We start from the raw sequence: 23,930 nt of genomic DNA on the forward strand, positions 1-23,930 counted from the left end.
CAGGATGCCCCTGCGGATTCCTTCTCCCGGCCAAGCCGTGGCCACCGCGCTCACCTTTCGGTCGCCGCTGGCCATCTTCGGGTGAGCAAGAGGTCGGCACTGAACTCCCACGCGACTCCCCATGGCCTCGTCTGGCGATGGCAGGGCCACTCTCCCGCTCGCCTGTCGACCCCTATCGCCCTCTCTTGCCTTGGTTAAGCCTCTCCTTCACCTTTTTGGCATATCCCCATCATTGGCTTATCCCCTTCACCTACTGTATGGCGAATCCAGCTTCGAGCGGGCTGGAACATGAAAAGATGTAGTTAAATTACTAGATTTAATTAATGAAAGATGCATAATTTGGATATCTTTCATAATCAGAAAAATGACCTATTTTTGATTAATCTCAATAATTTAATCCCTTCACATCCACGCAGATCGCATATTTTTTGATTTAGATCAATTTTCGTAATATTACCATCGTGGTATATATGACCCAACAAAGTAAAGGTGTAAGGCAAGGGCCCTTTAAATCATCCCGGTGGTTTAAATACATCAGGGTAATGTCCTTACAGTTGAATCCGCTTTCCTATGAGGAGTCATACCATGATCAAGGGCATCCAAATCACCCAGTCTGCCAACGCCGCTCTGCTGAACTCGTTCTGGCTGCTGGACGAAGAGAAGCAACAGGCTCGCTGCATCTGCGCCAAGGGTGATGCCTTTGCCGCCGATCAGGAAGTCAGCCTCTCCGACCTGGGCCAGTTCGAATACCGTGAATTGCCGGTACAGGCCGAGCCGGCAGTCGAAGGTGGCCAGCACCTGAACGTCAACGTCCTGCGTCGCGAGACCCTAGAAGACGCCATCGCCAACCCGGAGAAGTACCCGCAGCTGACCATCCGCGTCTCCGGCTACGCCGTGCGCTTCAACGCACTGACCCCGGAACAGCAGCGTGACGTGGTGACCCGCACCTTCACCCAGAGCCTGTAAGTCGCTCTGCAACAACCGGTATCATGAAAAACGGCCCAAACGGGCCGTTTTTTTATGGCTTGAATTCACCCACCCCCGTTGGCTGCCCGTGCTCGACAGGCTGGCAGCGCACGGCGCAGGTATCGGTGGTTCAATGCTGATCCACCTTGACCGCCAGCGGCGGGTTGTTCAGCGCCTCGTGCATCTGCTGCTCGTCAAGCTGATCGCAGTAACGGGCCACCACTAGGGTTGCCACCCCGTTGCCGATGAGGTTGGTCAGGGCGCGGGCCTCCGACATGAAGCGATCGATGCCGAGGATCAACGCCAGCCCGGCCAGCGGCAGGTGGCCCACCGCCGAGATGGTGGCCGCCAGCACGATGAAGCCGCTGCCGGTCACCCCGGCCGCCCCCTTCGAGGAGATGAGCAGCACCACCAGCAGGGTGACCTGCTGGAACAGATCGAGCGGGGTATTGGTGGCCTGAGCGATGAAGATGGCCGCCATGGTCAGATAGATGGAGGTACCGTCCAGGTTGAAGGAATAACCGGTCGGGATCACCAGTCCCACCACCGACTTCTTGCAACCGAGCGCCTCCATCTTGACCAGCATGCGCGGCAATACAGATTCAGAAGAGGATGTACCAAGCACGATCAGCAGCTCTTCCCGGATATAGGAAATAAAACGCAGGATGCTGAAACCATTCGCTCTGGCAATACTGCCCAGCACCAGGAAAATAAACAGCAGGCAGGTCATGTAGAAGCAGGCTATTAATTGTCCGAGCTGAACCAGCGAGCCGATACCATATTTACCGATGGTAAATGCCATGGCACCAAATGCCCCAACCGGCGCCAGCCGCATGATCATGTTGATGATCCCGAAAATAACCTGGGAGAAGCTGTCGATGACATTGAATATCACCTTTCCCTTCTCGCCGATATGGTGTAGAGAGAAGCCGAACAGCACTGCAAATAACAGCACCTGCAGAATGTTGCCGCTGGCGAAGGCACCGATCACGCTGCCCGGGATCACGTCCAGCAGGAAGGGGATGATGCCCTGTGCCTTGGCCTGTTCGGCGTAGGCAGAGATGGCGCTGGCGTCCAGCGTAGCGGGGTCGACGTTCATGCCCGCCCCCGGTTGCAGCAGGTTGACCACGCACAGCCCGATGATGAGGGCGATGGTGCTGACCACTTCAAAATAGAGCAGCGCGATGGCGCCGGTTTTACCCACCGCTTTCATGCTCTCCATGCCGGCAATGCCGGTCACCACGGTGCAGAATATAACCGGGGCGATGATCATTTTGATTAATTTGACGAAACCATCCCCAAGCGGTTTCATGTCCGCTCCGAGGTCGGGATATATATGTCCCAGGATGACTCCGAGGGTGATCGCTAACAACACCTGAAAATACAGGCTGCTGACTATTTTTTTCTGCATTCTTAACGTCCTGTCAGTTTAATGAGATGTGTCATGGCAGAAATACGCATGCAGCAAGCCGTGACGAAATATGAATTATCTCGCCCGGTTCGTGCCGTTCCCTCATCACAACAGGGGCTACTTTCACATGTTGAAAGAAGCAATTAATAGACATCAATCACACAACGGATTTAACAACATTAACACCATGGCAACCAGGATGTATTTATTCCGCGATTGATTTATGCTGGCCCAGGAAATAAAAACAGCGCGAAAACAAAAATGCCCCGCAGTGCGGGGCATTTTTATGGGGCCAGCGTGGGCCAGGTTCAGATGGAAGTATCGAGCGGCTCGAAGCCCTTGACCAGATCGTCGATGGCCTTCATCTGCTTGAGGAAGCCTTCCAGCTTCTCCAGCGGCAACGCGCTCGGGCCGTCGCAACGGGCCACCTTGGGGTCCGGGTGGGATTCGATGAACAGACCGGCCAGACCGACCGCCATGCCGGCACGAGCCAGCTCGGCCACCTGCTCGCGACGACCGCCGGAGGCGGCGCCCATGGGGTCACGGCACTGCAGGGAGTGGGTCACGTCGAAGATGACCGGGTAGCCGCCGGTGCTCTTCTTCATCACCCCCAGCCCCAGCATGTCCACCACCAGGTTGTCATAACCGAAGTTGACGCCGCGCTCGCACAGGATAAGGCGATCGTTACCGCACTCCTCGAACTTGTCGGTGATGTTCTTCATCTGGCTTGGGCTCAGGAACTGCGGCTTCTTGATGTTGATGACGTTGCCGGTGCGGGCCATGGCCTCCACCAGGTCGGTCTGGCGCGCCAGGAAAGCGGGCAGCTGGATGACATCGACCACCTCGGCCACCGGTTTGGCCTGATGGGGCTCGTGCAGATCGGAGATGACCGGCATGCCGAAGGTCGCTTTCAGCTCCTGGAAGATCTTCATCCCCTCTTCCAGACCCGGACCGCGGTAGGAGTGGATGGAGGAGCGGTTGGCCTTGTCCCAGCTCGCCTTGAATACGAACGGGATACCCAGCTTGGAGGTCACTTCCACGTACTTCTCGCACACGGCCATCGCCATGTCGCGCGATTCCAGCACGTTCATGCCACCGAACAACACGAACGGTTTGTCGTTGGCGACGTCGATGCCATTGACCTTGATATTCTTCTGTTCCATCTCAGGCTTCCTTAGGTAAAAGGGCTTGCAGGGCTTGAATCCACATCCGGCCGCGCTGCCCAGGGCAGCATGGCCTCGATACTCGTCTATTGCATCTCCCAGGCCTCGCATGCAGCGGGGCCGTTGCCCGCCCCTCAGTGGAGGGGCTTGGGGCTCAGATCCAGGGCGGCCAGCTGGGCTTTCAGCACGTCGGCCACCGGATCGTCCGGGCACTGTTCAATAAAGTATTCAAAATCGTCGGCGGCAAAGCGCGGGCAGTCGAGCTGCTCGTAGATGAAGCCGCGATCCCGCGTCTCCAGCGGGTCACCGGGCTTCATCCGCAGCAGCAGTTCGCTGCAACGCAGCGCCTCTGTCATCCGGTCTTCCCGCAGCAGGGCACCCTTGCTCACGTTGAGCAGCCGCTCGATGATCTCCCACTGACCGGCAGGTTGCAGGTGATCCGAGGTGAGGGTGGCCAGGTTGCCGAGGGCACCGCGCAGCAGCAGCTCGATGTGGTGCAGGCTCAACTCGTCGCCGGTGAAGGGGTCTACATAAACCTCTCCCTCGCTGCCGGCGAAGCTCACCAGGAAGTGGCCGGGGAAGCAGATCCCCTCCACGTCCAGCCCGAGCTTGCGCCCCAGCTGGATGATGAGGATGCCAAGGCTGACCGGAATGCCCTGCTTGCGGGCCAGGACCTGGGACAGATCGCAGTTGGCCACCGAGAAGTAGTCCTGCCAGTCGCCGTGAAACCCTAAGGTCTGGTAGAAGCCCTGTAGCAGCTGACGGCGCACCTGGTCGCAATCCCCTTCCTCGATGGCCTCGTCCAGCCAGGCGTCGAGCCGGGCCAGCTCAGCCGTCCCGCGGCCGCTGATGCCATGGATCTCGTCGCTCACCGACAGCGCCAGCTCGGCGATGTCATGGGCTTCGAAATCGGTCCATTCGTCTACGCGTATCATCGTCATCATCCTTAACCGAACAGGCTGGCCTGCTTGTAGACGGCCAGCTTGGCGATGAAGAAGAGCCAGCCGAGGGCTCCCAGAAACGCAAACCAGCGGATGCCGTTACTGCGGGCCAGGCGCAGTGCCATCATGGCCAGAAAAGCCACCACCAGGATGGCGGTCAGCTTCTCGCTGAGCCAGGGGGTGGCGTTGTTGAGCGGATTGAGATCCAGCACCATGCACAGCAGCACGCCTGAGAGCACCACCAGGCCGTTGAGCCAGCCGCTCATCTTGAGGGTACGGGCGCTGGCGGCGCGGCTCGAGCCGGTCTGCAGCCAATAGAAGCGCAACATGAACATCAGCACCGCCAAGCCTATCAGCAGCAGGTGCAGATGTTTGATAGCAAAATACATAACGTGTCCTTGAACAGAGGCAGGCCCGGCCTGCCCGTCATCATCACTGAGCCAGCCGCCCCAGGGTCACCCGCTCGTTATCGCCGTAATCGCGCACGGTTTCCACCTGAAGGTAGCCCTGTTGCAGCAGGAGTTGACGCACCGCCTCCCCCTGCTGCCAGCCATGCTCCAGCAACAGCCAGCCGCCCGGCAGCAGATGGGCCGGCGCGCCCGCCACGATCAGCCGGATATCCGCCAGCCCCTGCTCGTCCGCCACCAGGGCGGAGCGGGGCTCGAAGCGCACGTCCCCCTCGTCGAGGTGCGGATCTGCCCCGTCGATGTAGGGCGGGTTGGAGACGATCATCGCAAAGCGCGGCGCCTGGCTTGGCGAGGGCTCGACCAGCGGTTCGAACCAGCTGCCGTCGCGCACCTCGATGGGCAGACCAAGGGCGGCGCTGTTGGCACGGGCCAGGGCTGCCGCTGCCGGCATTCTGTCTACCGCCCATACATCGGCATCCGGTCGCTCCGACTTGAGCGCCAGTGCGATGGCGCCGGTGCCGGTGCCCAGATCCAGCACGGCGCAGGGGCCTGCTGGCAGCCGCGCCAGCGCCTGCTCGACCAGCACCTCGGTGTCGGGGCGCGGGATCAGGGTGGCGGGGCTCACCTTGAGCGGCAGCGACCAGAACTCCCGCTCGCCAATCAGGTGGGCGATGGGTTCGCCATAGAGACGGCGTTCGAGCCAGCCCTGCAGGGTCGCCTGCTGGGCGGCATTTAGCTCGCGCTCCGGCCAGGTCATCAGGTAGCTGCGCCGGCACTCCAGCAGATGGCAGAGCAACGCATCGGCATCGGCGCGGGGGGATTCCCCCCCTGCCAGGGTCGCCATGATGTGGGCGCGAGCCTGCTGGATCTGCATCAGTTGCTCTCGGCCAGGGAGGCGAGCTGATCGGCCTGGTACTCCTGGATCATCGGGTTGATGACGCAGTCCAGGTCCCCTTCCATGATCTCGCCGAGGCGGTAGAGGGTGAGGTTGATGCGGTGCTCGGAGAGGCGCCCCTGCGGGTAGTTGTAGGTGCGGATACGCTCGGAGCGATCCCCCGACCCTACCAGGTTGCGGCGGGTGCTCTGCTCGGCGGCGCGGTGGCGCTCATCCTCGGCCGCCTGCAGACGGGCGGAGAGTACCGACATCGCCTTGGCGCGGTTCTTGTGCTGGGAGCGCTCGTCCTGACACTCCACCACCAGGCCGGTGGGCAGGTGGGTGATGCGGATGGCGGAGTCGGTCTTGTTGACGTGCTGGCCACCGGCCCCGGAGGCGCGGAAGGTGTCGATCTTCAGATCCGAGGGGTTGATCTCGATCTGCTCGGCTTCCGGCACTTCCGGCAGCACGGCGACGGTACAGGCGGAGGTGTGCACCCGGCCCTGGGATTCGGTTTCCGGCACCCGCTGTACCCGGTGACCACCGGATTCAAACTTGAGGCGGCCGTAGACGTGCTCGCCCTCCACCTTGGCGATCACCTCCTTGTAGCCGCCATGCTCGCCGTCGTTGCAGCTGACGATGGAGACGCGCCAGCCCTGGCGCTCGGCGTAGCGCGAATACATGCGAAACAGATCGCCCGCAAAGATCGCCGCCTCGTCACCACCGGCGCCGGCGCGGATCTCCAGATAGCAGTTGTTGTCATCCTTGGGGTCGCGCGGCAACAGCATTACCTGCAGCGCCTGCTGCTGCTCCTCGAAGGTCGCCTTGGCCAGCGGCAGCTCCTCCTGCGCCATCTCGCGCAGGTCGGCATCCTCCTCTTCCAGCATCTGGCGGGTGGCGTCCAGGTTCTCTTCGGCCTGGCGGAATTGCTGGAAAGCGTGAACGATATCTTCCAGCTGGGCATATTCCCGGGTCAGGGCGCGATAGCGATCCTGATCCGCGGCCACGTCCGGCTCGCCGAGCATGGCCTGTACTTCTTCGTGGCGCTCGATGAGGCCTTCCAGCTTTCTGATCAGTGACGGGTTCATAAATCTTGTGTTCTCGATGGAGGACGGGACGACCGGGTGATCGCCCCCAAACTATGACTCTTGTGACAACCCCAACACCTGGCGCAACTGGGCCAGCTGGTGGTGATCCCCCTGGGCGGCGGCCTGGCGCAGGGCCTGGGTCGGTGCGTGGATCAACTTGTTGGTGAGGCGGTGGGCCAGCGCCTTGAGCGCCTGCTCGGCAGGCTCGCCCTGCTGCAGAGCCAGCAGGGCGCGCTGCAGCTCTTCATCGGCCACCTGCTGGGACTGGTGGCGGTAATCGCGGATGAGATCCACCGAGTGGAGGCTGCGATACCAGCCCATGAAGTCATCGCGCTCTTCCTGCACGATGAGCTCAGCCTCGGCGGCGGCCCGTTTGCGGGTCTCGAGGTTCTGCTCGATGATGCCCTGCAGGTCGTCCACCGTGTAGAGATAGGCGTCCGAGAGCTCGTCCACCTCCGCCTCGATGTCGCGGGGCACGGCGATGTCCACCAGGAACATGGGCCTGAAGCGGCGAGCCTTGAGCGCCCGCTCCACCATGCCCTTGCCGATGATGGGCAAGGGGCTCGCGGTGGAGCTGATGACGATGTCCGCCTCGTGCAGGTAATCGGGGATCTCTTCGAGCGTCATCACCTGGGCGCCGAACTCCTCGGCCAACAGCTGGGCCCGCTGCAGGGTGCGGTTGGCCACCATCATCTGGGTGACGTTCTGCTCGCGCAGGTGGCGGGCCACCAGTTCGATGGTCTCGCCGGCGCCGACCAGCAGCACCTTGGTCTGGGAGAGATCGGAGAAGATCCGCCGCCCCAGGCTCACCGCGGCAAAGGCCACCGACACGGCGCTGGCGCCGATCTCGGTATCGGTGCGCACCCGCTTGGCCACCGAGAAGGATTTCTGGAACAAACGCTCCAGCGCCCCCTTCACCGCCTCGGATTGCTGGGCATGGGCATAGGATTGCTTGATCTGCCCCAGGATCTGCGGCTCTCCCAGCACCAGGGAGTCGAGCCCGCAGGCCACCCGCATCAAATGGCGGACCGCCTCCTCGTCCTGATGCCGATAGATGGCGGAGACCACCTCGGCCGCATCCAGGTCGTGAAACCGCTGCAGCCACTGCAACACCTGCTCGCCCTGCCCCTGCTCCAGGCTGCAGTAAAGCTCGGTGCGGTTGCAGGTCGAGACGATCACCGCCTCGCTTACACCGGGTTGGGCGACCAGCTCACGCAAGGCGCGATCGATGCAGTCCGGGCCGAAGGCGACCCGCTCCCGCAAGGCGACACTGGCGGTGTTGTGGTTGATTCCGAGGGCAAGCAAACTCATGAGTGGGCGTGGATCGTATCTGTGCGCAGGGAGTAAAGGCTGCCAATTGTACGAGAAAGGGTAAGTCTTTAAAAGCGATACGGCCCCCCCGTATACTGTGCCAAATCACCTTTTCCGGAGCATGACCTTGTTGTTGCGTCTTTTCACCCTTGGCTGCCTGCTGTTGCTGGCCGGTTGCGCCACTACCCAACCCCAGCGCGATCAGGTCAACTGGCAGCAGGAGCGTACCCGGCTCGAGCAACTGACCCATTGGCAGCTGTCTGGCAAGATGGCCATCATCACCGCCCAGCAGAAGGGCAGCGCCCGGGTCAACTGGCAGCAGGATGGCGACGACTATCGCCTCAACCTCACCAGCCTGATCGGCACCCACATCCTGGAGCTCTCCCGCAGCAAGGGCGAGATCACCCTGATCGACAACGAGGGCAACCCGCACCAGAGCCAGGATGCCGAGGCGCTCGTCTATCAGCTCACCGGCTGGAACATTCCGGTGGCCGGACTGCCGGCGTGGATCAAGGGCTTGCCGGGCGAGGCCGAGTTCGAACTCAACCCCGACCGCAGTCTGGCCAGCGTGCGTGACGGTCAGTGGCAGATCGTCTATGGCGACTACCGGGATCAGGACGGCTATCGCCTGCCGCACCTGCTCACCATGACCGGCCAGGGCAGCCGCCTCAAGCTGCAGATCAACCAGTGGACCATCACCCGCTGATGGCGGCCATCGACAAGGACTCCCCCATGAGCGCCATGCGCTGGCCGGCTCCGGCCAAACTCAATCTCTTTTTGCACGTCAACAGCCGTCGCCCGGACGGCTACCACGAGCTGCAGACCCTGTTCATCTTCCTCAACCACGGCGACTGGCTCGAGTTCGAGGTGATCCCGGCCAGCGACAGGCTCACCCTGAGCCCGGCCATTCCCGGCGTGCCCGATGAACAGAACCTCATCATCCGCGCCGCCCGCCTGCTGCAGGCAAAACTGCCGAGCCCACAGGGCGCGCATATCCGGCTGGAAAAAGTCTTACCCATGGGCGGCGGCATCGGCGGTGGTTCATCGGACGCCGCCACCACGTTAGTGGCCCTCAACCACCTCTGGCAGGCCGGCCTGAGCGAAGACGAGCTGGCCGAGCTCGGCGTGCAGCTGGGCGCCGACGTGCCGGTGTTCGTGCGCGGCAAGGCCGCCTTTGCCGAGGGGGTCGGTGAGCGGCTGCAGCCGGTCGAGTTGCCGAGCGCCTGGTATCTGGTGCTCAAGCCCGATTGCCATGTAGCGACCGCCGCCGTGTTCCAGGATCCGGACCTGCCCAGAGATACCCCGAAAATGGCATTGCACAATCTGCTGGAAGGGGAGTGGAAAAACGATTGCGAATTGCTGGTGAAAAAGCGCCACCCCGAGGTTGCCAATGCGCTCGGCTGGTTGCTAGAATACGCGCCGTCAAGAATGACGGGCACAGGAGCCTGCGTCTTTGCTCAGTTTGAAGACGAAGTGGCTGCTCGGGAAGTGTTGGCAAAAGTGCCGAGAGAGTGGGATGGATTTGTCGCCAAGGGCGAGAACATATCACCACTCTTCGCTACATTGCAACAAGTCAGTGATTGGGGTATCGCCAAGCGGTAAGGCAGCGGGTTTTGATCTCGCCATTCCTAGGTTCGAATCCTAGTACCCCAGCCATCTCCTGAACATCGAACAGGGTATATCGATTCACCTGCCGCAGCAGTCTTGCCGGGAGTGCACACTCCCCCTCGCCGGTTGCAGCACCCATCGTTACCCTGTCGTCTTCGGGAAGGTCACTGGTCATCATGGATGACGGGGGGTCGACCAGCACGACGCTCAACCGGCTTGCCGCATGTAACGTGGGCACCTGACCTGAAAGCAGCCTATAGTGGTCTGACCCGTCAACTTGATAAATCGTTTGCCCCCAAACGATAAGGGTCTAATCAGACTCCCCACATACTGGATGCAACCCCGAGGTTTCAAACCGTGCCTGACATGAAGCTGTTTGCTGGTAACGCAACGCCGGAACTAGCCCAGAAGATCGCAGATCGCCTGTTTATCAAACTCGGCAATGCTGCCGTAGGTCGCTTTAGCGACGGCGAGATCAGCGTACAGATCAACGAGAATGTACGTGGTGGCGATATCTTCATCATTCAATCCACCTGTGCCCCGACCAACGACAATTTGATGGAATTGATCGTGATGGTGGATGCTCTGCGTCGTGCTTCAGCTGGCCGTATCACTGCCGTAATTCCCTACTTTGGCTATGCCCGTCAGGACCGCCGCGTCCGCTCCGCCCGTGTTCCCATCACCGCCAAGGTCGTCGCCGACTTCCTCTCCAGCGTCGGTGTGGATCGCGTGCTGACCGTTGACCTGCATGCCGAGCAAATCCAGGGCTTCTTCGACGTCCCGGTCGACAACGTGTTCGGCAGCCCGGTGCTGCTGGAAGACATGAAGTCCAAGAACCTCGAATCCCCCGTGGTCGTGTCGCCGGACATCGGCGGCGTGGTACGTGCCCGTGCCATCGCCAAGCTGCTGGACGATACCGACATCGCCATCATCGACAAGCGTCGTCCCCGCCCGAACGTCTCCCAGGTCATGCACCTGATCGGTGACGTGGCCGGCCGCGACTGCATCATCGTCGACGACATGATCGACACCGGCGGCACCCTGTGCAAAGCCGCAGAAGCCCTGAAAGAGCGCGGCGCCAAGCGTGTATTCGCCTACGCCACTCACCCGGTCTTCTCCGGTTCCGCCGTGGAGAACATCAAGAACTCCGTGATCGACGAGCTGATCATCACCGACTCCATCCCGCTCACCGCGGAGATGAAGGCGGTCGACAAGGTCAAGCAGCTGACGCTCTCTTCCGTGCTGGCCGAAGCCATTCGCCGCATCAGCAACGAAGAGTCCATCTCTGCCATGTTTGAGCATTGATAGACCCTGTTGTGACAAAAACCGCCAGCTGGCGGTTTTTGTCTTTCTAGTCCCAGTTACACCCGGTATTGCCCTGCCCCGTCGCAGATTAAGGATTGTTCCATGAATCGCTTGCGCCCGCTGCTGCTCCTCGCCTTCTGCAGCTTCCTGTTCGCCTGTCAGCCCAACAATGAAAACCAGCCTTTCGTGCTGACTCTGGCTCATATGAACGACACCCACTCCCAGTTTGACCCGGTCAACGCCGATCTGAAGGGGCCTCTCTTTGGCGAGCAGGGGGAAACCGACACCCTCTACACCCGCTTCGGCGGCTATCCGCGCCTGCTCACCATGGCGAAATCCTTCCAGGCCGACGCGCTGGCCAAGAACCAGCCGCTCCTGCTGCTGCACGGCGGCGATGCCTGGCAGGGCAGCGGCTACTTCAAGCTCAACGAGGGGATGGCCAACGCCGAGCTGCTGAGCCAGTTCGGCCTCGACGCCATGGCGCTGGGCAACCACGAATTCGATCTCGACAACCAGAAGCTGGCCCGCTTCATCAAGGGGGTCAACTTCCCGGTGCTGGCCGCCAACCTGGATACCCGCGACGACCCGGATCTGCGCCACGCCGCCAACCTCAAGCCGTTCGTCATCTACGCCTTCGACGGCAACCAGAAGAGCCCGGTCACCGACATCAACAACCTGCCCCAGGGCAAGCAGCTGGTCGCCGTGATGGGGCTGGTGCTGGAGGACATGGCCAACATCTCCCCCAACGTCGGCAAGCTGCGGTTCGGCAATGAAGTCACCTCGGCCCAGGCCACGGTGGATCTGCTGCGCCAGCACGGCATCGACCACATAGTGGCGCTCACCCACATCGGCAACCAGCGGGATCTGGCGCTGGCGGCCAAGGTGAACGGCATCGACGCCATCGTCGGCGGTCACTCCCACAGCCTGCTCGGCGATTTTCGCAACATCGGCTGGGGCAACACCGGCGAGTACGCGGCGCTTGTCACCAACCCGGACGGGGTCGGCATGACCTGCGTGGTACAGGCCGGCTCCTATGCCCAGGCCATCGGGCTGGCCCGGGTCAGTTTCGACGCCCAGGGCAGGGTCATCGCCTGTCAGGGTCAGAACCAGCTGCTGGCCAGCCGCGACTTCTTCGCCGATCCCGCCCGCAAGCAGGCACTGGATGAGACCCGCAGCAAGCAGGCCGGCAAGTTCATCGACGCTCAGCCCAACCTGGTGACCGTGGATGAAGACCCGCGCCTGCGCGGCATCATCGACAGCCACTACAAGCCCGCTCTGGAGCAGGCGTTCGGCCCCGTCATCGCCACCATCCCGGCCGCCCTGCAAAATGCCCGCCGCCCCGGCGACAACGGCAGCGACAGCCACGGCTCCGACGTCGCCCCCCTGGTGGCCGAAGGGCAGTACTACTGGGCCAATACCCCGGCGGTGCAGGCGCTGACCGGCGGTCCGGTCCACTTCGCCCTGCTGGCGGTGGGCGGCGTGCGCGCCGATCTGCCGGCCGGCGAGCTGCGCGAAGGGGATGCCGCGCTCACCCTGCTGCCGTTCAAGAACCAGCTCTCGGTGCTGACCCTGACCGGCGCCGACGTGCGCGCCCTCTTGACCGAGACCATCACCGCCACCCTGCCCGCCAGCGCCCACGCCGGCAAGTTCCCCTACGGCGGCCACCTGCGCTACACCTTCACCGAGACCACCCCGGGCAAGGGCGGCGCCCTGACCCAGTTGCAGTGGCAGAATGCCGACGGCCAGTGGCAGGATCTGGTGGACAGCCAGCGCTATCGGGTGGTGATGAATGCCTACAGCGCCAACGGCAACGATGGCTGGCAGGCGCTGGCCCGCGCCCAGGCGCAGCAAGCCGAGCGGCTGGATCTCGCCTGGCAGGATGGCAAGCTGACCGGCTTCCCGGTCGAGCGGGTGGAGCAGCGCGGCGATCAGCTCAGCGCCCGCTATGCCGCCGGCCATCAGCTTGACTGCAAGGCGAGCGGCGTGGATTGCGGCACCGACGCCGCCTCCTTCGTGCAATATGTACGCGAACAGCGCCCGACCCTGACCGCCCTGGACGAAGAGACGGTCACCCTGGTGCGTGCCGCGCAGTAACCCGGCCCCCGCCGGCAAGCCACAAAACGGGCCCCGCACTGGGGCCCGTTTTGCTGCCGTTGGCCACCGGTTCCCCGCTTTTCCCCGGCACTGGCCGAGCTTTGGTTGAGTGATCGCCAGTCGGCGGCTAGAATATTGCGTCCCATTGCCCTGGGCAGTCGGCCCATTGCAAGCAGCGAGTGAAGAAATCAAGCGTGACAAGCCAAATCAAACTGATCGTGGGGCTGGGCAATCCCGGCCCGGAATATGCCAAGACTCGCCACAACGCGGGCGCCTGGTATGTGGAGCAACTGGCACGCTGGCACAATGTCAGCCTGCGCGAAGAGCCCAAGTTCTTCGGCCACACCGCCCGCATCCAGGTAGATGGCCAGGATGTGCGCCTGCTCATCCCGAACACCTACATGAACCTCTCCGGCAAGGCGGTGGCCGCGCTGGCCCGCTTCTACCAGATCGAGCCGGAAGCCATGCTGGTGGCCCACGATGAGCTGGACCTGCCCCCCGGCATCGCCAAATTCAAGCAGGGCGGTGGGCACGGCGGCCACAACGGCCTCAAGGACATCATTGCCAAGATGGGCAACAACAACAATTTCTTCCGGCTGCGGCTGGGGATAGGTCACCCGGGCGCCAAGGAGCTGGTCGCCGGTTTCGTGCTGACCAAGGCGCCCAGCAGCGAGCAGAGCCTGATCGACGCCGCGCTGGACGAATCCCTGCGCGCCACCGACATTCTGTTCAAGCAGGACATGACCAAGGCCATGAACCGCCTGCACAGCTTCAAGGCCGAGAAAGTCTGAATAGAGATGCCTGACACGCGTCAGGCTCGCACAATATGACAGGGTCGCCCAAGAACCTGTCCACGCACTGTGACGAGAGGTCGTCAGCAAGGTGAAGCGCAGCGCAGGAACCGGAGCGTATAGTCATACGTGAGGATTCCGAGCAGCACATGAGCCTTGATCACGGCCTCGCAGTAAGAGCATGGACAGGTTCTGCGGCCCTCACACAGCATCCATCACGTAAGGTAACAATCCATGGGTTTTAAATGCGGTATCGTGGGCCTGCCCAATGTAGGCAAATCCACCCTGTTCAACGCGCTGACCAAGGCCGGCATCGAAGCCGCCAACTTCCCGTTCTGCACCATCGAGCCGAACACCGGCGTGGTACCGATGCCGGATCCCCGCCTCGACCAGCTGGCGGCCATCATCAATCCGCAGCGCGTTGTGCCGACCACCATGGAATTCGTGGACATCGCCGGCCTGGTGGCCGGTGCCTCCAAGGGCGAGGGCCTCGGCAACCAGTTCCTGGCCAACATCCGTGAAACCGAGGCCATCGGTCACGTGGTGCGCTGCTTCGAGGACGAGAACATCGTTCACGTGGCAGGCAAGGTCTCCCCGGCTGACGACATCGAGGTGATCAACACCGAGCTGGCCCTCTCCGATCTGGATGCCTGCGAGCGCGCCATCAACCGCCAGTCCAAGCGCGCCAAGGGCGGCGACAAGGATGCCAAGCTGGAAGTGGAAGTGCTGGAGAAGATCAAGGTGGCACTGGAAGACGGCCAGATGATCCGCGGCATGAAGCTGGACAAGGACGAGCTGGCCGCCGTCAGCCACCTCAACTTCCTGACCCTCAAGCCCACCATGTACATCGCCAACGTGGCGGAAGATGGCTTCGAGAACAACCCCTACCTGGATCAGGTGCGTGAAATCGCCGCCGCCGAGAACGCCGTCGTGGTGGTGGTCTGCTGCGCCATCGAAGCGGACATCGCCGAGCTGGATGACGAAGATCGCGCCGAGTTCATGGCGGATCTGGGCATCGAAGAGCCGGGCCTGAACCGGGTGATCCGCTCCGGTTACGAGCTGCTCAAGCTGCAGACCTACTTCACCGCCGGCGTGAAGGAAGTGCGTGCCTGGACCATTCCGGTGGGCGCCACCGCCCCGCAGGCCGCGGGCAAGATCCACACCGACTTCGAAAAAGGCTTTATTCGTGCCCAAACCATCGCCTTCGAAGACTTTATCGCCTACAAGGGTGAGCAAGGCGCCAAGGAAGCGGGCAAGATGCGCGCCGAAGGGAAGGATTACATCGTCAAGGATGGCGATATCATGAACTTCCTGTTCAACGTCTAATCCCATGAGAGGCCAGCATTTGCTGGCCTCTTTTTTTATCTGGCCCAAGCACCTATCTGCCGGATATGTCGTAAAAAAAACCAGATTGTTGGGCTTTTGCGCGACAGCGACCAATAACTCGCCAAACGCACTCAGATTCGTTTTTTCAGACAAAAAAAGGGTTGACGCCCCAGAGCCAGATACGCATAATTCGGCCCGCACAGTGACGAGGCAACGAGGCACTGGAAGCAAGGTTGGCTATGTAGCTCAGTTGGTTAGAGCATCGCACTCATAATGCGGGGGTCACAGGTTCGAATCCCGTCATAGCCACCATCTCTAGTTGGGGTATCGCCAAGCGGTAAGGCAGCGGGTTTTGATCTCGCCATTCCTAGGTTCGAATCCTAGTACCCCAGCCATTATTTCAGTTATCGGTATCAAGGTGCCGGTGACAGGTCAAGGGAAGCAGTGATGGGTGTTGAACTCGTCAATGTGTCCAGGTTCAAATCCTGGTATCCCGGCCATTGTTAAAAGATGTTTGATAGACTCTGTCAGACATTGCTGTTGGGGTATCGCCAAGCGGTAAGGCAGCGGGTTTTGATCTCGCCATCCCTAGGTTCGAATCCTAGTACCCCAGCCATTCTTAAAAAGATGTTTGATAGTCTCTGTCAGACATTGCTGTTGGGGTATCGCCAAGCGGTAAGGCAGCGGGTTTTGATCTCGCCATCCCTAGGTTCGAATCCTAGTACCCCAGCCATTATTCTGTTCTCTTCCACCCAGTGGTTGACAACAAACGGCTATGTAGCTCAGTTGGTTAGAGCATCGCACTCATAATGCGGGGGTCACAGGTTCGAATCCCGTCATAGCCACCATTTTGAAGAACGTTCCTGCAATCATCTGATTGCAAAGAACACTGTTGGGGTATCGCCAAGCGGTAAGGCAGCGGGTTTTGATCTCGCCATCCCTAGGTTCGAATCCTAGTACCCCAGCCATTTTTACTTGTATTCGACGAAAGTCGTGCACAAGACGGCTATGTAGCTCAGTTGGTTAGAGCATCGCACTCATAATGCGGGGGTCACAGGTTCGAATCCCGTCATAGCCACCATTACTCTTGCGGAAGTGGCGAAATTGGTAGACGCACCAGATTTAGGTTCTGGCGCCCTAGGCGTGAGAGTTCGAGTCTCTCCTTCCGCACCATCGAAAGCAGTACCAAACAGACCAGCTCAGGCTGGTTTTTTTGTATCCGGCGTTTGCCACTTTTCTCTTCCCCTCTCCATGCCATTGCACCTCTACAACCCCTCCCATGTATCAGCGGCTGGGCCTTGTGCTCTCCTCTGCGACGACGCTCATGCCCCGCTCCCGTTTTATGCCGTCCTTTTCATGTCAGATTACTGCGGGCAATAAAAAGGCGGCCCGCAGGCCGCCATGTCATGTGCGTCGTCAGAACGGGAAGAACCAGGGGATGGCGATGACGCTCACCACCATCACCAGCGCCGTAAAGGGCACGCCGATGCGCACGAAGTCCACGAACTTGTAGTTGCCTGGGCCCAGCACCAGGGTGTTGACCGGCGAGGAGACCGGCGTCATGAAGGCCGCCGAGGCGGCGATGGCGATGGTCATGGCAAACGGATAGGGCGAGACCCCCATCTGTTGGGCCGTGCCGAGCGCGATCGGGGCCATCAGTACCGCCGTCGCGGTGTTGGAGATGAACAGCCCGATGACGGCGCACAGGGCGAACAGACTGGCCAGCATCACCCGCGGCCCCATTTCCCCCACCGCCGAGATCAGTGCGCCGACGATGAGATCCACCCCGCCGGTCTTTTGCAGCGCGAGCGCAAAGGGCAGCATGCCGACGATGAGGATCAGGGTCGGCCAGTGGATGGACTTGTAGGCGCTCTCCATGTCGATGCAGCGAAACTTGCCCATCAGCAGGCAGGCGATCAGCGCCGCTATCACGTTGGGCACGGGATCGGTCACCATCAGCACTATCATGACCCCGAGCGCGATCAGGGCGTGAATGGCCTGACTGCGGGCCGGCGCCATCTCGTCCACTTCGGCCGGCAGCCCCAGCAAGAGGAAGTCGCGGCTGTGGGTCTGCAGCAGGCGGATCAGGCTCCAGTTGCCCACCACCAGCAGGGTATCCCCCATCTGCAGCGCCTCGTCTACCAGCTTGCCGCCAAGCGCCTCGCCGGCGCGGCGGATCCCCACCACGTTGAGGCCGTAGTGGGAGCGAAACGCCACCTCGCGGATGCTCTTGCCGAGCAGACGGGATTCGGGGATGAGCGACACCTCCGCCATGCCCACCTCCCGCGCCTGATCGGAAAAATACTCCCCGCGCAGGATCATGGGTTCGAGCCGCGCCTCGCTGCAGAACTCCCGCACGTCCGCATCGGGGTCGGACATGTCGATGAGCAGCACATCCTTGGCCTGGAACTCGGTGACGCCGGAGACGGTCACCATCACCCGCCGGAACTTGCGCCAGCGCTCCACCCCGATGACATTGGCCCCGTAGCGGGCCCTCAGTTGCAGCTCGTCCAAGGTCTGGCCGATCAGGGGGGAATCGGGCCGCAACGCCAGCCGGCGCGCCCGCCCGGCCAGCCGATAGTCACGAATGAGATCGCGCATGGTGCTGCGCCCACTCTGCTTGTGCTTGCCCTCCTCCTCGCTACGTACCAGAGAGGTGCGCATCAGCAGCATGTAGAGGATCCCCATCCCCAGGATGATGACCCCCATGGGGGTGAAACCAAAGAAGCCGAAGCCGTGGATGTCGTGGCGCATCAGCTCGCTGTTGACCACCATGTTGGGCGGCGTCGCCACCAGGGTCATCATGCCGCTGATGAGGCCGGCAAAACCGAGCGGCATCATCAGCCGGCCGGCCGGGATCCCCATCCGGTTCGCCACGCTCAGCACCACAGGGATGAAGATGGCCACCACCCCTGTGCTGCTCATCACGGCCCCCAGCAGGGCGACCGCCACCATCAGCAGCACCAGCAATCGGGTCTCGCTGCTGCCGGCTACCTTCACCAGCGCATCCCCCACCTGATAGGCGATGCCGGTGCGCACCAGCCCCTCCCCCACCACGAACAGGGCGGCGATCAGGATGACGTTGGGATCGCTGAACCCCGCCAGCGCCTGTGGCAGGGTCAGGGTGCCGCTCAGCACGAACAAGATGATGATCAGCAAGGCAACCACGTCCATGCGGACCCTGTTGCTCACAAACAGATAAATGGCGCCCACCAGCATGCAGAGGACCCAGACCAGCTCGGAATTCACGCTCGCTCCTTTCGTTCAACACCCCCCGACCGCAGCGGGGGGATTCCATCAGACCACAGCCCATTCATCCCCATTTTGTGACATGTCAATAAAGGGCAGGGCATCATCGCATATCAGGGTGTCATCGGGGGCCTAAAGTTGCTTGCGGTTTGTCCATTCTTTGAGGTGGCTCGGCCCTGCACGGACAAAAGTCCTGCAAAGACCCCCACGCCGCCCCTAGAATAGGCCCGGTTCACTCCCCCCTATTTTCCAAGGAAATGAAAATGAGCATATTCGAGTGGTTCAGCATCAATCACACCCTGGTGACCATACCGCTGGGCGGTGGCTACGCCATGTCGTGGATCGAAGCCGTCGGCACCCTGTTCGGGCTGGCCTGCATCTGGTGCGCCAGCCAGGAGAAGACCATCAACTACCTGTTCGGGCTCATCAACGTCAGCCTGTTCGCCATCATCTTCTTCCAGATCCAGCTCTACGGCCTGTTGCTGCTGCAGCTGTTCTTCTTCTGCGCCAACCTCTATGGCTGGTACGCCTGGACCCGCCCGGCCAATGCCCAGGGGGATACCCTGCAGATCCGCTGGCTCAGCAAGTCCAAGCTCGTCGCCACCGCCGCCGTGAGCGTGCTGGCCATCGCCCTGCTGACCCTCTATATCGACCCGGTCTTCGCCGCCCTGGCACGCACCTCGGTCGCCCTGCTCAACCTGTTTGGCGCCAACCTCGCCACGCCAGAGCCCTCCCCCGATGCCTTCCCCTTCTGGGATGCCAGCATGACGGTGCTCTCCGTGGTGGCCCAGATCCTGATGACCCGCAAGTACGTGGAGAACTGGATCCTCTGGGTGGTCATCAACATCATCAGCATCGGCGTCTACGCTGCCCAGGGGGTCTATGCCATGTCCCTTGAGTACCTGATCCTGCTGTTCATCGCCGCCAACGGCACTCGCCTGTGGATGGTCAGCGCCAAACGTCCGCAACAGGAAGTCATCGCATGAGCCTACTACCCCATCTGCAATGCCGCCCGGATCAGATCGCCGAACGGGTGGTGCTGTGCGGCGACCCGGCCCGGGTCGACCGCATCGCCAGCCAGCTCGATGAGTGTGACGTGCTGGGCCAGCACCGGGAATTTCGCCTGATCAACGGCCGCTATCAGGGGCTACCCATTACGGTGTGCAGCACCGGTATCGGCGGCGCCTCCGCCGTCATCGCGTTGGAGGAGCTGGTGCAGGCGGGTGCCCGCGCCCTCATCCGGGTCGGCTCCGCCGGCGCCCTGCAGCATGAGATCGCGCTGGGGGATCTTATCGTGGTGGAGGGGGCGGTGCGCAGCGAAGGCGCCTCGCAGGCCTATCTGCCGCCCGAGTACCCCGCCTGCGCCGACATCCGCCTGCAGGCCGCTCTGCTCGCCCATCTCGGCGCCAGTGGCCAGCCTCACTGGCACGGGCTGGTGCGCTCCCACGACAGCTTCTACCGGGATGACGAGCAGGAGGTGTGTCGCTACTGGCACGCCCGCGGTGTGCTCGGGGCGGACATGGAGAGCGCCTCCCTGCTCGCCGTCGGGCGCCTGCGCAAGGTGCGGGTGGCCGCCGTGCTCTGCAACGTGGTGGCCTTCGAGCAGGACGTGCAAGCGGGGGTGAGCGACTACGCAGCCAGCGAAGCCGCCATGATGACCGGCGAGCAGCTGGCCATCGCCGCGGCCCTCCACGCCCTGACCCAATAGAGCGGGTCTGCCGGGGCCGCAAAGGCCCCGGCAAAACGTTACGCCCGGCACATTCGGGGGCACCAGCGCTGGCATCCAGCCCCCGCCCTTGCTAGCCTCATGACCCTCGTCAAGCCGGGCCTTCCCCATGCAGCAACAACCCTACCCCCTCGGTCGCTTTCACGCCGAGCTTGCCGCTCTCGAACCGCGCTTTGCCGCGGCGCTGACGGCCTGCACCCTCCATTCTCGCCGCTACCTGCCGGGCGAACCCATCATGCGCCAGGGGGAGCAGTGCGAGCACCTCTATCTGGTGGCCCAGGGTCGCATCTCCCTCAACAGTGCGGTGCACTCGGGGCGGCTGTTTCAACTCGGCGAAATCGAGTGCCACCAGCAGATCTTCGGCGAGATGGAGTTCTTCAGCGCCACCCCGGTGCAGTGGAGCGTGGTGGCCGAGACCGAGCTGGACGCCGACGTCATCTGCGCCGACAAGCTGGCCAAGCGGCTGCTGGCCGAGCCCGAGCTGACCCTCTTCTTCGCCGCGGCGCTCGCCAGCGACTATCTGGATACCCTGGACATCACCACCAGCCGGCTGCTGCACCCCATCGCCTACAACATCGCCTTCGAGCTGTGGCGCGAGCGCCAGCGCACCCCCATGCTGGGTTCGCGCAAGCGGGCCCACGAGGCGGCGCGCTTCGGCACCACGGAGCGGGTCTACCGGCGTGCCCTCAAGGAGCTGATCGAACAGGGTATCGTCGCCGATGGCCCCGACGGCCCCGTCATCGCCGATTTGGCCAGGCTGCGCGCCTATCTCGAACTTTGACCTTCCTTTACCATCGGAGTCCCCATGCCTGTTTCAAACATGTCCGTCTCAAACTACCCCGAGTTCACCTTCTTCAGCCGCTTTGTCGCCGACATCCAGGCCGGCCGCAAGACCATCACCATCCGCGACGAGAGCGAGGCCAACTGGCAACCCGGCCAACGTCTGGCCCTGTTCACCAACCCGGAGCACCAGCCCTTTGGCACCATAGAGGTGCTGTCGGTCAAGGCTGTCGCCTTCGATGAACTGAATGACGAGCACGCCCGCCAGGAGAACATGACCCTGCCTGAGCTCAAACAGGTGATCCGTGACATCTACCCCACCCTGCCGCCGCTCTATGTCATTGAATTCAAACTGCTTGCCTGAGCCAGATTTGGCCTTTGCCGAGCGATGTGTTAATAGTGTCCTCTTTTGAATCAGAGAGGTGACCCGAGTGTTTGAGATAGCGAGCCTGCGAGAGGGCATGATGCACGGGGTCGAGCTGTTCCAGCTGCTGCTGGAGATCATCTCCATCACCTGCGTGGTGATAGGGCTGGGCAAGACCCTCTGGCTGGCGGCGCGGGTGCGGGCTCACGAGCCCGGCTTTCCCCATATCCGGCTCTGTTTCGGCAGCTGGCTCATTCTGGCGCTGGAGTTCCAGCTGGCCGCCGACATCCTGGCCACCACGGTGGCGCCGAGCAAGGAGGAGCTGATCCGTCTCGCCATCATCGCGGTGATCCGCACCTTCCTGAACTACTTCCTCGGCAAGGAGCTGGAAGCCCAAGCGGAACGCCAGCAAGACAAGGCAGAGCGCCAGCAGGAACAGCGCAGCGAACAGGTCAAGGCGCCCCAATAGCCCCCTTCCTTGCACAGCATCCCCGCTGGGTACCGTGCCATCCCGACCCCCCGTGGCTCGGGATGGCCCAGTTGTGACCCTCCCCTCACTTCTGACAATCAGCCACTAATGGAACCCTTTTCAAGATTTTCACCGCCCTGTTGACTTCCCGCTCATCTGCGTAAGATAGACACTCTCCTCCCCCTACCGGCCCAGCTGATGAACCCGCGACCTCTCCACACACCCGACATCGACCTCGATAGTTGCGTCATCTACCAGATCTACCCCATGAGCTTTCAGGACAGCGACGGCGACGGCATGGGCGACATCAACGGCATCCGCCAGCGCCTCGGTTATCTGGCCACCCTGGGGGTCGACATGCTGTGGCTCACCCCCCTCTATCGCTCCCCCAAGCGGGACAACGGCTACGACGTGGCGGACTACCGCGCCATCGACCCCGCCTTCGGCACCCTGGCCGAGATGGAGCAGCTGATAGCCGAGGCGGCCGCCCACGGCATCGGCATCATGATGGATATCGTCGCCAACCACACCGCCACCGAGCACGCGTGGTTTGTGCAGGCGCTGGCAGGCGACCCCCGCTATCAGGCCTATTACGTGTTTCGCGATCAGGCCTTCGTCGATGCCCACCCGGTTACCTCGATTTTTGGCGGCAGCGGCTGGCAATACGTGCCGGCGCTGGATCGCTACTACCTGCACAACTTCGATCCCAGTCAGGCCGATCTGGACTGGGACAACCCGGCGGTGCGCGCCGAAATGGCGGCGGTGATCCACTTCTGGCTGGGCAAAGGAGTAAAAGGGTTTCGCTTCGATGTGATCGACATGGTGAGCAAGGATTGGGACCGGCTTGCCATGAGCAATGGCCCGCGCCTGCACGACTATATCCGCGAGCTCAATGCCGAGAGCTTCGGTGGCCAAGGGATCATCACGGTGGGGGAGACCTGGTCGGCCGACCTCGCCCATATGCAGAACTATTCGAACCCCGACGGCAGCGAGTTCAGCATGGTGTTCAACTTCGAGCATCTGGGGCTGGGCAGTGACAAGTGGTCATCCCGCTTCGACCCCCTCGCCTTCAAGCGAGCCATGGCCCGCCACCAGCAAGGGCTACATGGGCGTGGCTGGAACAGCCTGTTTCTCGGCAACCACGATCTGCCCCGCGCCGTCTCCCGTTTTGGCGACGACAGCCCAAAGTGGCGGGAAACCAGCGCCAAACTGTGGGCCATGGTGCTGCACCTGATGCAGGGCACACCCTTCATCTATCAGGGTGAGGAGCTCGCCATGACCAACCGCCACTGGCAGCCGGACGAGCTGCGCGATGTGGAGGCCATCAACTACCGCGTCAGCCAGGCGGGGCTGGACCCTGCCGAGCTCGCTCGCCGCCTCGATGCTATCGGCCGCGACAACGCCCGCACCCCGATGCAGTGGGATGCCGGCCCCAGCGCGGGATTCAGCACGGCCCCCCCCTGGATTGCCCTCAACACCAATCACATCGAGATCAACGCCGCCGAGCAGCTGGCCCGACCCGATTCGCCGTTTCACTGCTATCGCCAGCTCATCGCCCTGCGCAAGGCCCATCCGGTCATTCGCCACGGCGACTTCGAGTTTCTGGATGGGGATGACCCGGAGCGCATCGGCTATCGCCGCTGCTGGCAAGATCCGGCGAGCGCAGAGCGACACACCCTGCTGCTGCTCGCCAATCTCACTGACCACCCCCTGGTCATGCCGCACTTTGACCAGCTGGAGGCAGGTGCCACCCTGCTGACAAGCAACTACCCGGGGCAGCCCACCGCCACCTTTGCCCCCTATCAGGCGGCGGCCTGGCTGCTGCCAGCAAGGGAGTAACGGGCACTCCCTGGCTCGGCGTCAGCCTTCGTCAAGGGGGCTGGCCCCTGTGCCTCCCCCTGCTTATTCCCCTCCCGCTGACCTTGCCGACCCGCACCGGCGATTTACTCACTTAAAAACTTCGCATTTAACGGCTCGTACGACACCGCTTTGAAATATCCGACTCTCCCTCGCTATCGACAATTGAAATAGTGCAACACCCTGTTTTTGCTGGAAAT

Annotated in this window: 21 protein-coding genes and 9 tRNA genes; 22 read left to right on the plus strand and 8 right to left on the minus strand. The window is 62.0% G+C overall.

Annotated elements, in window-relative coordinates; genetic code table 11:
- The first annotated feature begins 585 nt into the window (after positions 1-585).
- Positions 586-966, plus strand: coding sequence for an autonomous glycyl radical cofactor GrcA (grcA, locus tag PG897_RS09420; RefSeq protein WP_005298483.1), 381 nt, complete (start codon positions 586-588; stop codon positions 964-966).
- Positions 967-1,096: 130 nt separating this feature from the next.
- Here grcA and PG897_RS09425 read toward each other — a convergent pair whose 3' ends face one another.
- The 7 genes from PG897_RS09425 to hemA all read right to left on the minus strand — a co-directional run bounded on the left by PG897_RS09425 (position 1,097) and on the right by hemA (position 8,161).
- A complete protein-coding gene (locus PG897_RS09425; protein ID WP_201881696.1) occupies positions 1,097-2,377 on the minus strand; it encodes a dicarboxylate/amino acid:cation symporter in 1,281 nt (426 codons plus the stop codon).
- Between the two features lie 308 nt (positions 2,378-2,685).
- Entirely contained in the window at positions 2,686-3,540 is an 855-nt protein-coding gene (gene kdsA / locus PG897_RS09430) for a 3-deoxy-8-phosphooctulonate synthase (RefSeq protein ID WP_005298479.1), read from the minus strand.
- Positions 3,541-3,674: 134 nt separating this feature from the next.
- Positions 3,675-4,475 (minus strand): SirB1 family protein, encoded by an 801-nt coding sequence (locus PG897_RS09435; protein WP_201885164.1) that lies wholly within the window; start codon positions 4,473-4,475, stop codon positions 3,675-3,677.
- 11 nt (positions 4,476-4,486) lie between these two features.
- The gene (locus PG897_RS09440) at positions 4,487-4,870 is read right to left on the minus strand and encodes a SirB2 family protein (protein WP_005298476.1); all 384 of its coding nucleotides are present in this window, start codon (positions 4,868-4,870) and stop codon (positions 4,487-4,489) included.
- 43 nt (positions 4,871-4,913) lie between these two features.
- Positions 4,914-5,762: a peptide chain release factor N(5)-glutamine methyltransferase gene (gene prmC, locus PG897_RS09445; RefSeq protein ID WP_201885163.1), complete on the minus strand. Its 849-nt coding sequence runs from the start codon at positions 5,760-5,762 to the stop codon at positions 4,914-4,916.
- The gene (gene prfA, locus PG897_RS09450; RefSeq protein WP_201885162.1) at positions 5,762-6,850 is read right to left on the minus strand and encodes a peptide chain release factor 1; all 1,089 of its coding nucleotides are present in this window, start codon (positions 6,848-6,850) and stop codon (positions 5,762-5,764) included. Before prfA ends, prmC begins: the two co-directional genes overlap by 1 nt.
- Positions 6,851-6,901: 51 nt before the next feature.
- Complete coding sequence (gene hemA, locus PG897_RS09455) at positions 6,902-8,161, minus strand: glutamyl-tRNA reductase (RefSeq protein ID WP_005298470.1); 1,260 nt, start codon at positions 8,159-8,161, stop codon at positions 6,902-6,904.
- A gap of 121 nt (positions 8,162-8,282) precedes the next feature.
- On the opposite strand from hemA, the gene lolB reads away from it, so the two are divergent.
- The 15 genes from lolB (at position 8,283) to PG897_RS09530 (ending at position 16,458) form a co-directional block, all read left to right on the plus strand.
- Positions 8,283-8,867, plus strand: coding sequence for a lipoprotein insertase outer membrane protein LolB (lolB, locus tag PG897_RS09460; protein ID WP_010633224.1), 585 nt, complete (start codon positions 8,283-8,285; stop codon positions 8,865-8,867).
- A gap of 26 nt (positions 8,868-8,893) precedes the next feature.
- Positions 8,894-9,763, plus strand: coding sequence for a 4-(cytidine 5'-diphospho)-2-C-methyl-D-erythritol kinase (gene ispE / locus PG897_RS09465; protein ID WP_201889469.1), 870 nt, complete (start codon positions 8,894-8,896; stop codon positions 9,761-9,763).
- Positions 9,743-9,817 (plus strand) — tRNA-Gln (locus tag PG897_RS09470). The genes ispE and PG897_RS09470 overlap by 21 nt, the downstream gene beginning before the upstream one ends.
- A gap of 309 nt (positions 9,818-10,126) precedes the next feature.
- Complete coding sequence (locus tag PG897_RS09475) at positions 10,127-11,074, plus strand: ribose-phosphate pyrophosphokinase (RefSeq protein WP_005298464.1); 948 nt, start codon at positions 10,127-10,129, stop codon at positions 11,072-11,074.
- Between the two features lie 102 nt (positions 11,075-11,176).
- Positions 11,177-13,168 (plus strand): bifunctional metallophosphatase/5'-nucleotidase, encoded by a 1,992-nt coding sequence (locus tag PG897_RS09480; protein WP_201881689.1) that lies wholly within the window; start codon positions 11,177-11,179, stop codon positions 13,166-13,168.
- A 194-nt stretch (positions 13,169-13,362) separates the two neighbouring features.
- The gene (gene pth / locus PG897_RS09485) at positions 13,363-13,959 is read left to right on the plus strand and encodes an aminoacyl-tRNA hydrolase (protein WP_017765021.1); all 597 of its coding nucleotides are present in this window, start codon (positions 13,363-13,365) and stop codon (positions 13,957-13,959) included.
- Between the two features lie 234 nt (positions 13,960-14,193).
- Positions 14,194-15,285, plus strand: a complete 1,092-nt coding sequence (gene ychF, locus PG897_RS09490; RefSeq protein WP_005298458.1) for a redox-regulated ATPase YchF — start codon at positions 14,194-14,196, stop codon at positions 15,283-15,285.
- A gap of 235 nt (positions 15,286-15,520) precedes the next feature.
- A tRNA-Met gene (locus tag PG897_RS09495) sits at positions 15,521-15,597 on the plus strand.
- 8 nt (positions 15,598-15,605) lie between these two features.
- A tRNA-Gln gene (locus PG897_RS09500) sits at positions 15,606-15,680 on the plus strand.
- A 146-nt stretch (positions 15,681-15,826) separates the two neighbouring features.
- Positions 15,827-15,901 (plus strand) — tRNA-Gln (locus PG897_RS09505).
- A 42-nt stretch (positions 15,902-15,943) separates the two neighbouring features.
- Positions 15,944-16,018, plus strand: a tRNA-Gln gene (locus tag PG897_RS09510).
- A 38-nt stretch (positions 16,019-16,056) separates the two neighbouring features.
- A tRNA-Met gene (locus tag PG897_RS09515) sits at positions 16,057-16,133 on the plus strand.
- A 45-nt stretch (positions 16,134-16,178) separates the two neighbouring features.
- Positions 16,179-16,253 (plus strand) — tRNA-Gln (locus tag PG897_RS09520).
- 36 nt (positions 16,254-16,289) lie between these two features.
- Positions 16,290-16,366 (plus strand) — tRNA-Met (locus tag PG897_RS09525).
- An 8-nt stretch (positions 16,367-16,374) separates the two neighbouring features.
- Positions 16,375-16,458: transfer RNA gene (locus PG897_RS09530), tRNA-Leu, on the plus strand.
- Between the two features lie 243 nt (positions 16,459-16,701).
- On the opposite strand, the gene PG897_RS09535 is transcribed toward PG897_RS09530, so the two are convergent.
- Complete coding sequence (locus PG897_RS09535; protein WP_017765020.1) at positions 16,702-18,534, minus strand: SLC13 family permease; 1,833 nt, start codon at positions 18,532-18,534, stop codon at positions 16,702-16,704.
- A gap of 263 nt (positions 18,535-18,797) precedes the next feature.
- Here PG897_RS09535 and pnuC point away from each other — a divergent pair, with 263 nt between their 5' ends.
- From pnuC to PG897_RS09565, 6 genes are all read left to right on the plus strand, one after another.
- Entirely contained in the window at positions 18,798-19,520 is a 723-nt protein-coding gene (gene pnuC, locus PG897_RS09540; RefSeq protein ID WP_010633219.1) for a nicotinamide riboside transporter PnuC, read from the plus strand.
- Positions 19,517-20,242: a nucleoside phosphorylase gene (locus tag PG897_RS09545; protein ID WP_010633218.1), complete on the plus strand. Its 726-nt coding sequence runs from the start codon at positions 19,517-19,519 to the stop codon at positions 20,240-20,242. The genes pnuC and PG897_RS09545 overlap by 4 nt, the downstream gene beginning before the upstream one ends.
- A gap of 127 nt (positions 20,243-20,369) precedes the next feature.
- Positions 20,370-21,041 carry a Crp/Fnr family transcriptional regulator gene (locus PG897_RS09550; RefSeq protein ID WP_201881685.1) on the plus strand — a complete coding sequence of 224 codons (672 nt, stop codon included), beginning with the start codon at positions 20,370-20,372 and terminating at the stop codon, positions 21,039-21,041.
- A gap of 39 nt (positions 21,042-21,080) precedes the next feature.
- Entirely contained in the window at positions 21,081-21,404 is a 324-nt protein-coding gene (yqfB, locus tag PG897_RS09555; protein WP_054544317.1) for a N(4)-acetylcytidine aminohydrolase, read from the plus strand.
- 67 nt (positions 21,405-21,471) lie between these two features.
- Entirely contained in the window at positions 21,472-21,873 is a 402-nt protein-coding gene (locus PG897_RS09560; protein WP_201881683.1) for a DUF1622 domain-containing protein, read from the plus strand.
- A 198-nt stretch (positions 21,874-22,071) separates the two neighbouring features.
- Entirely contained in the window at positions 22,072-23,712 is a 1,641-nt protein-coding gene (locus tag PG897_RS09565) for an alpha,alpha-phosphotrehalase (protein ID WP_201881681.1), read from the plus strand.
- Positions 23,713-23,930 lie beyond the last annotated feature (218 nt).

The organism is Aeromonas sp. QDB20, assembly GCF_027707805.1.
Taxonomy (GTDB): Bacteria; Pseudomonadota; Gammaproteobacteria; order Enterobacterales; family Aeromonadaceae; genus Aeromonas; species Aeromonas dhakensis.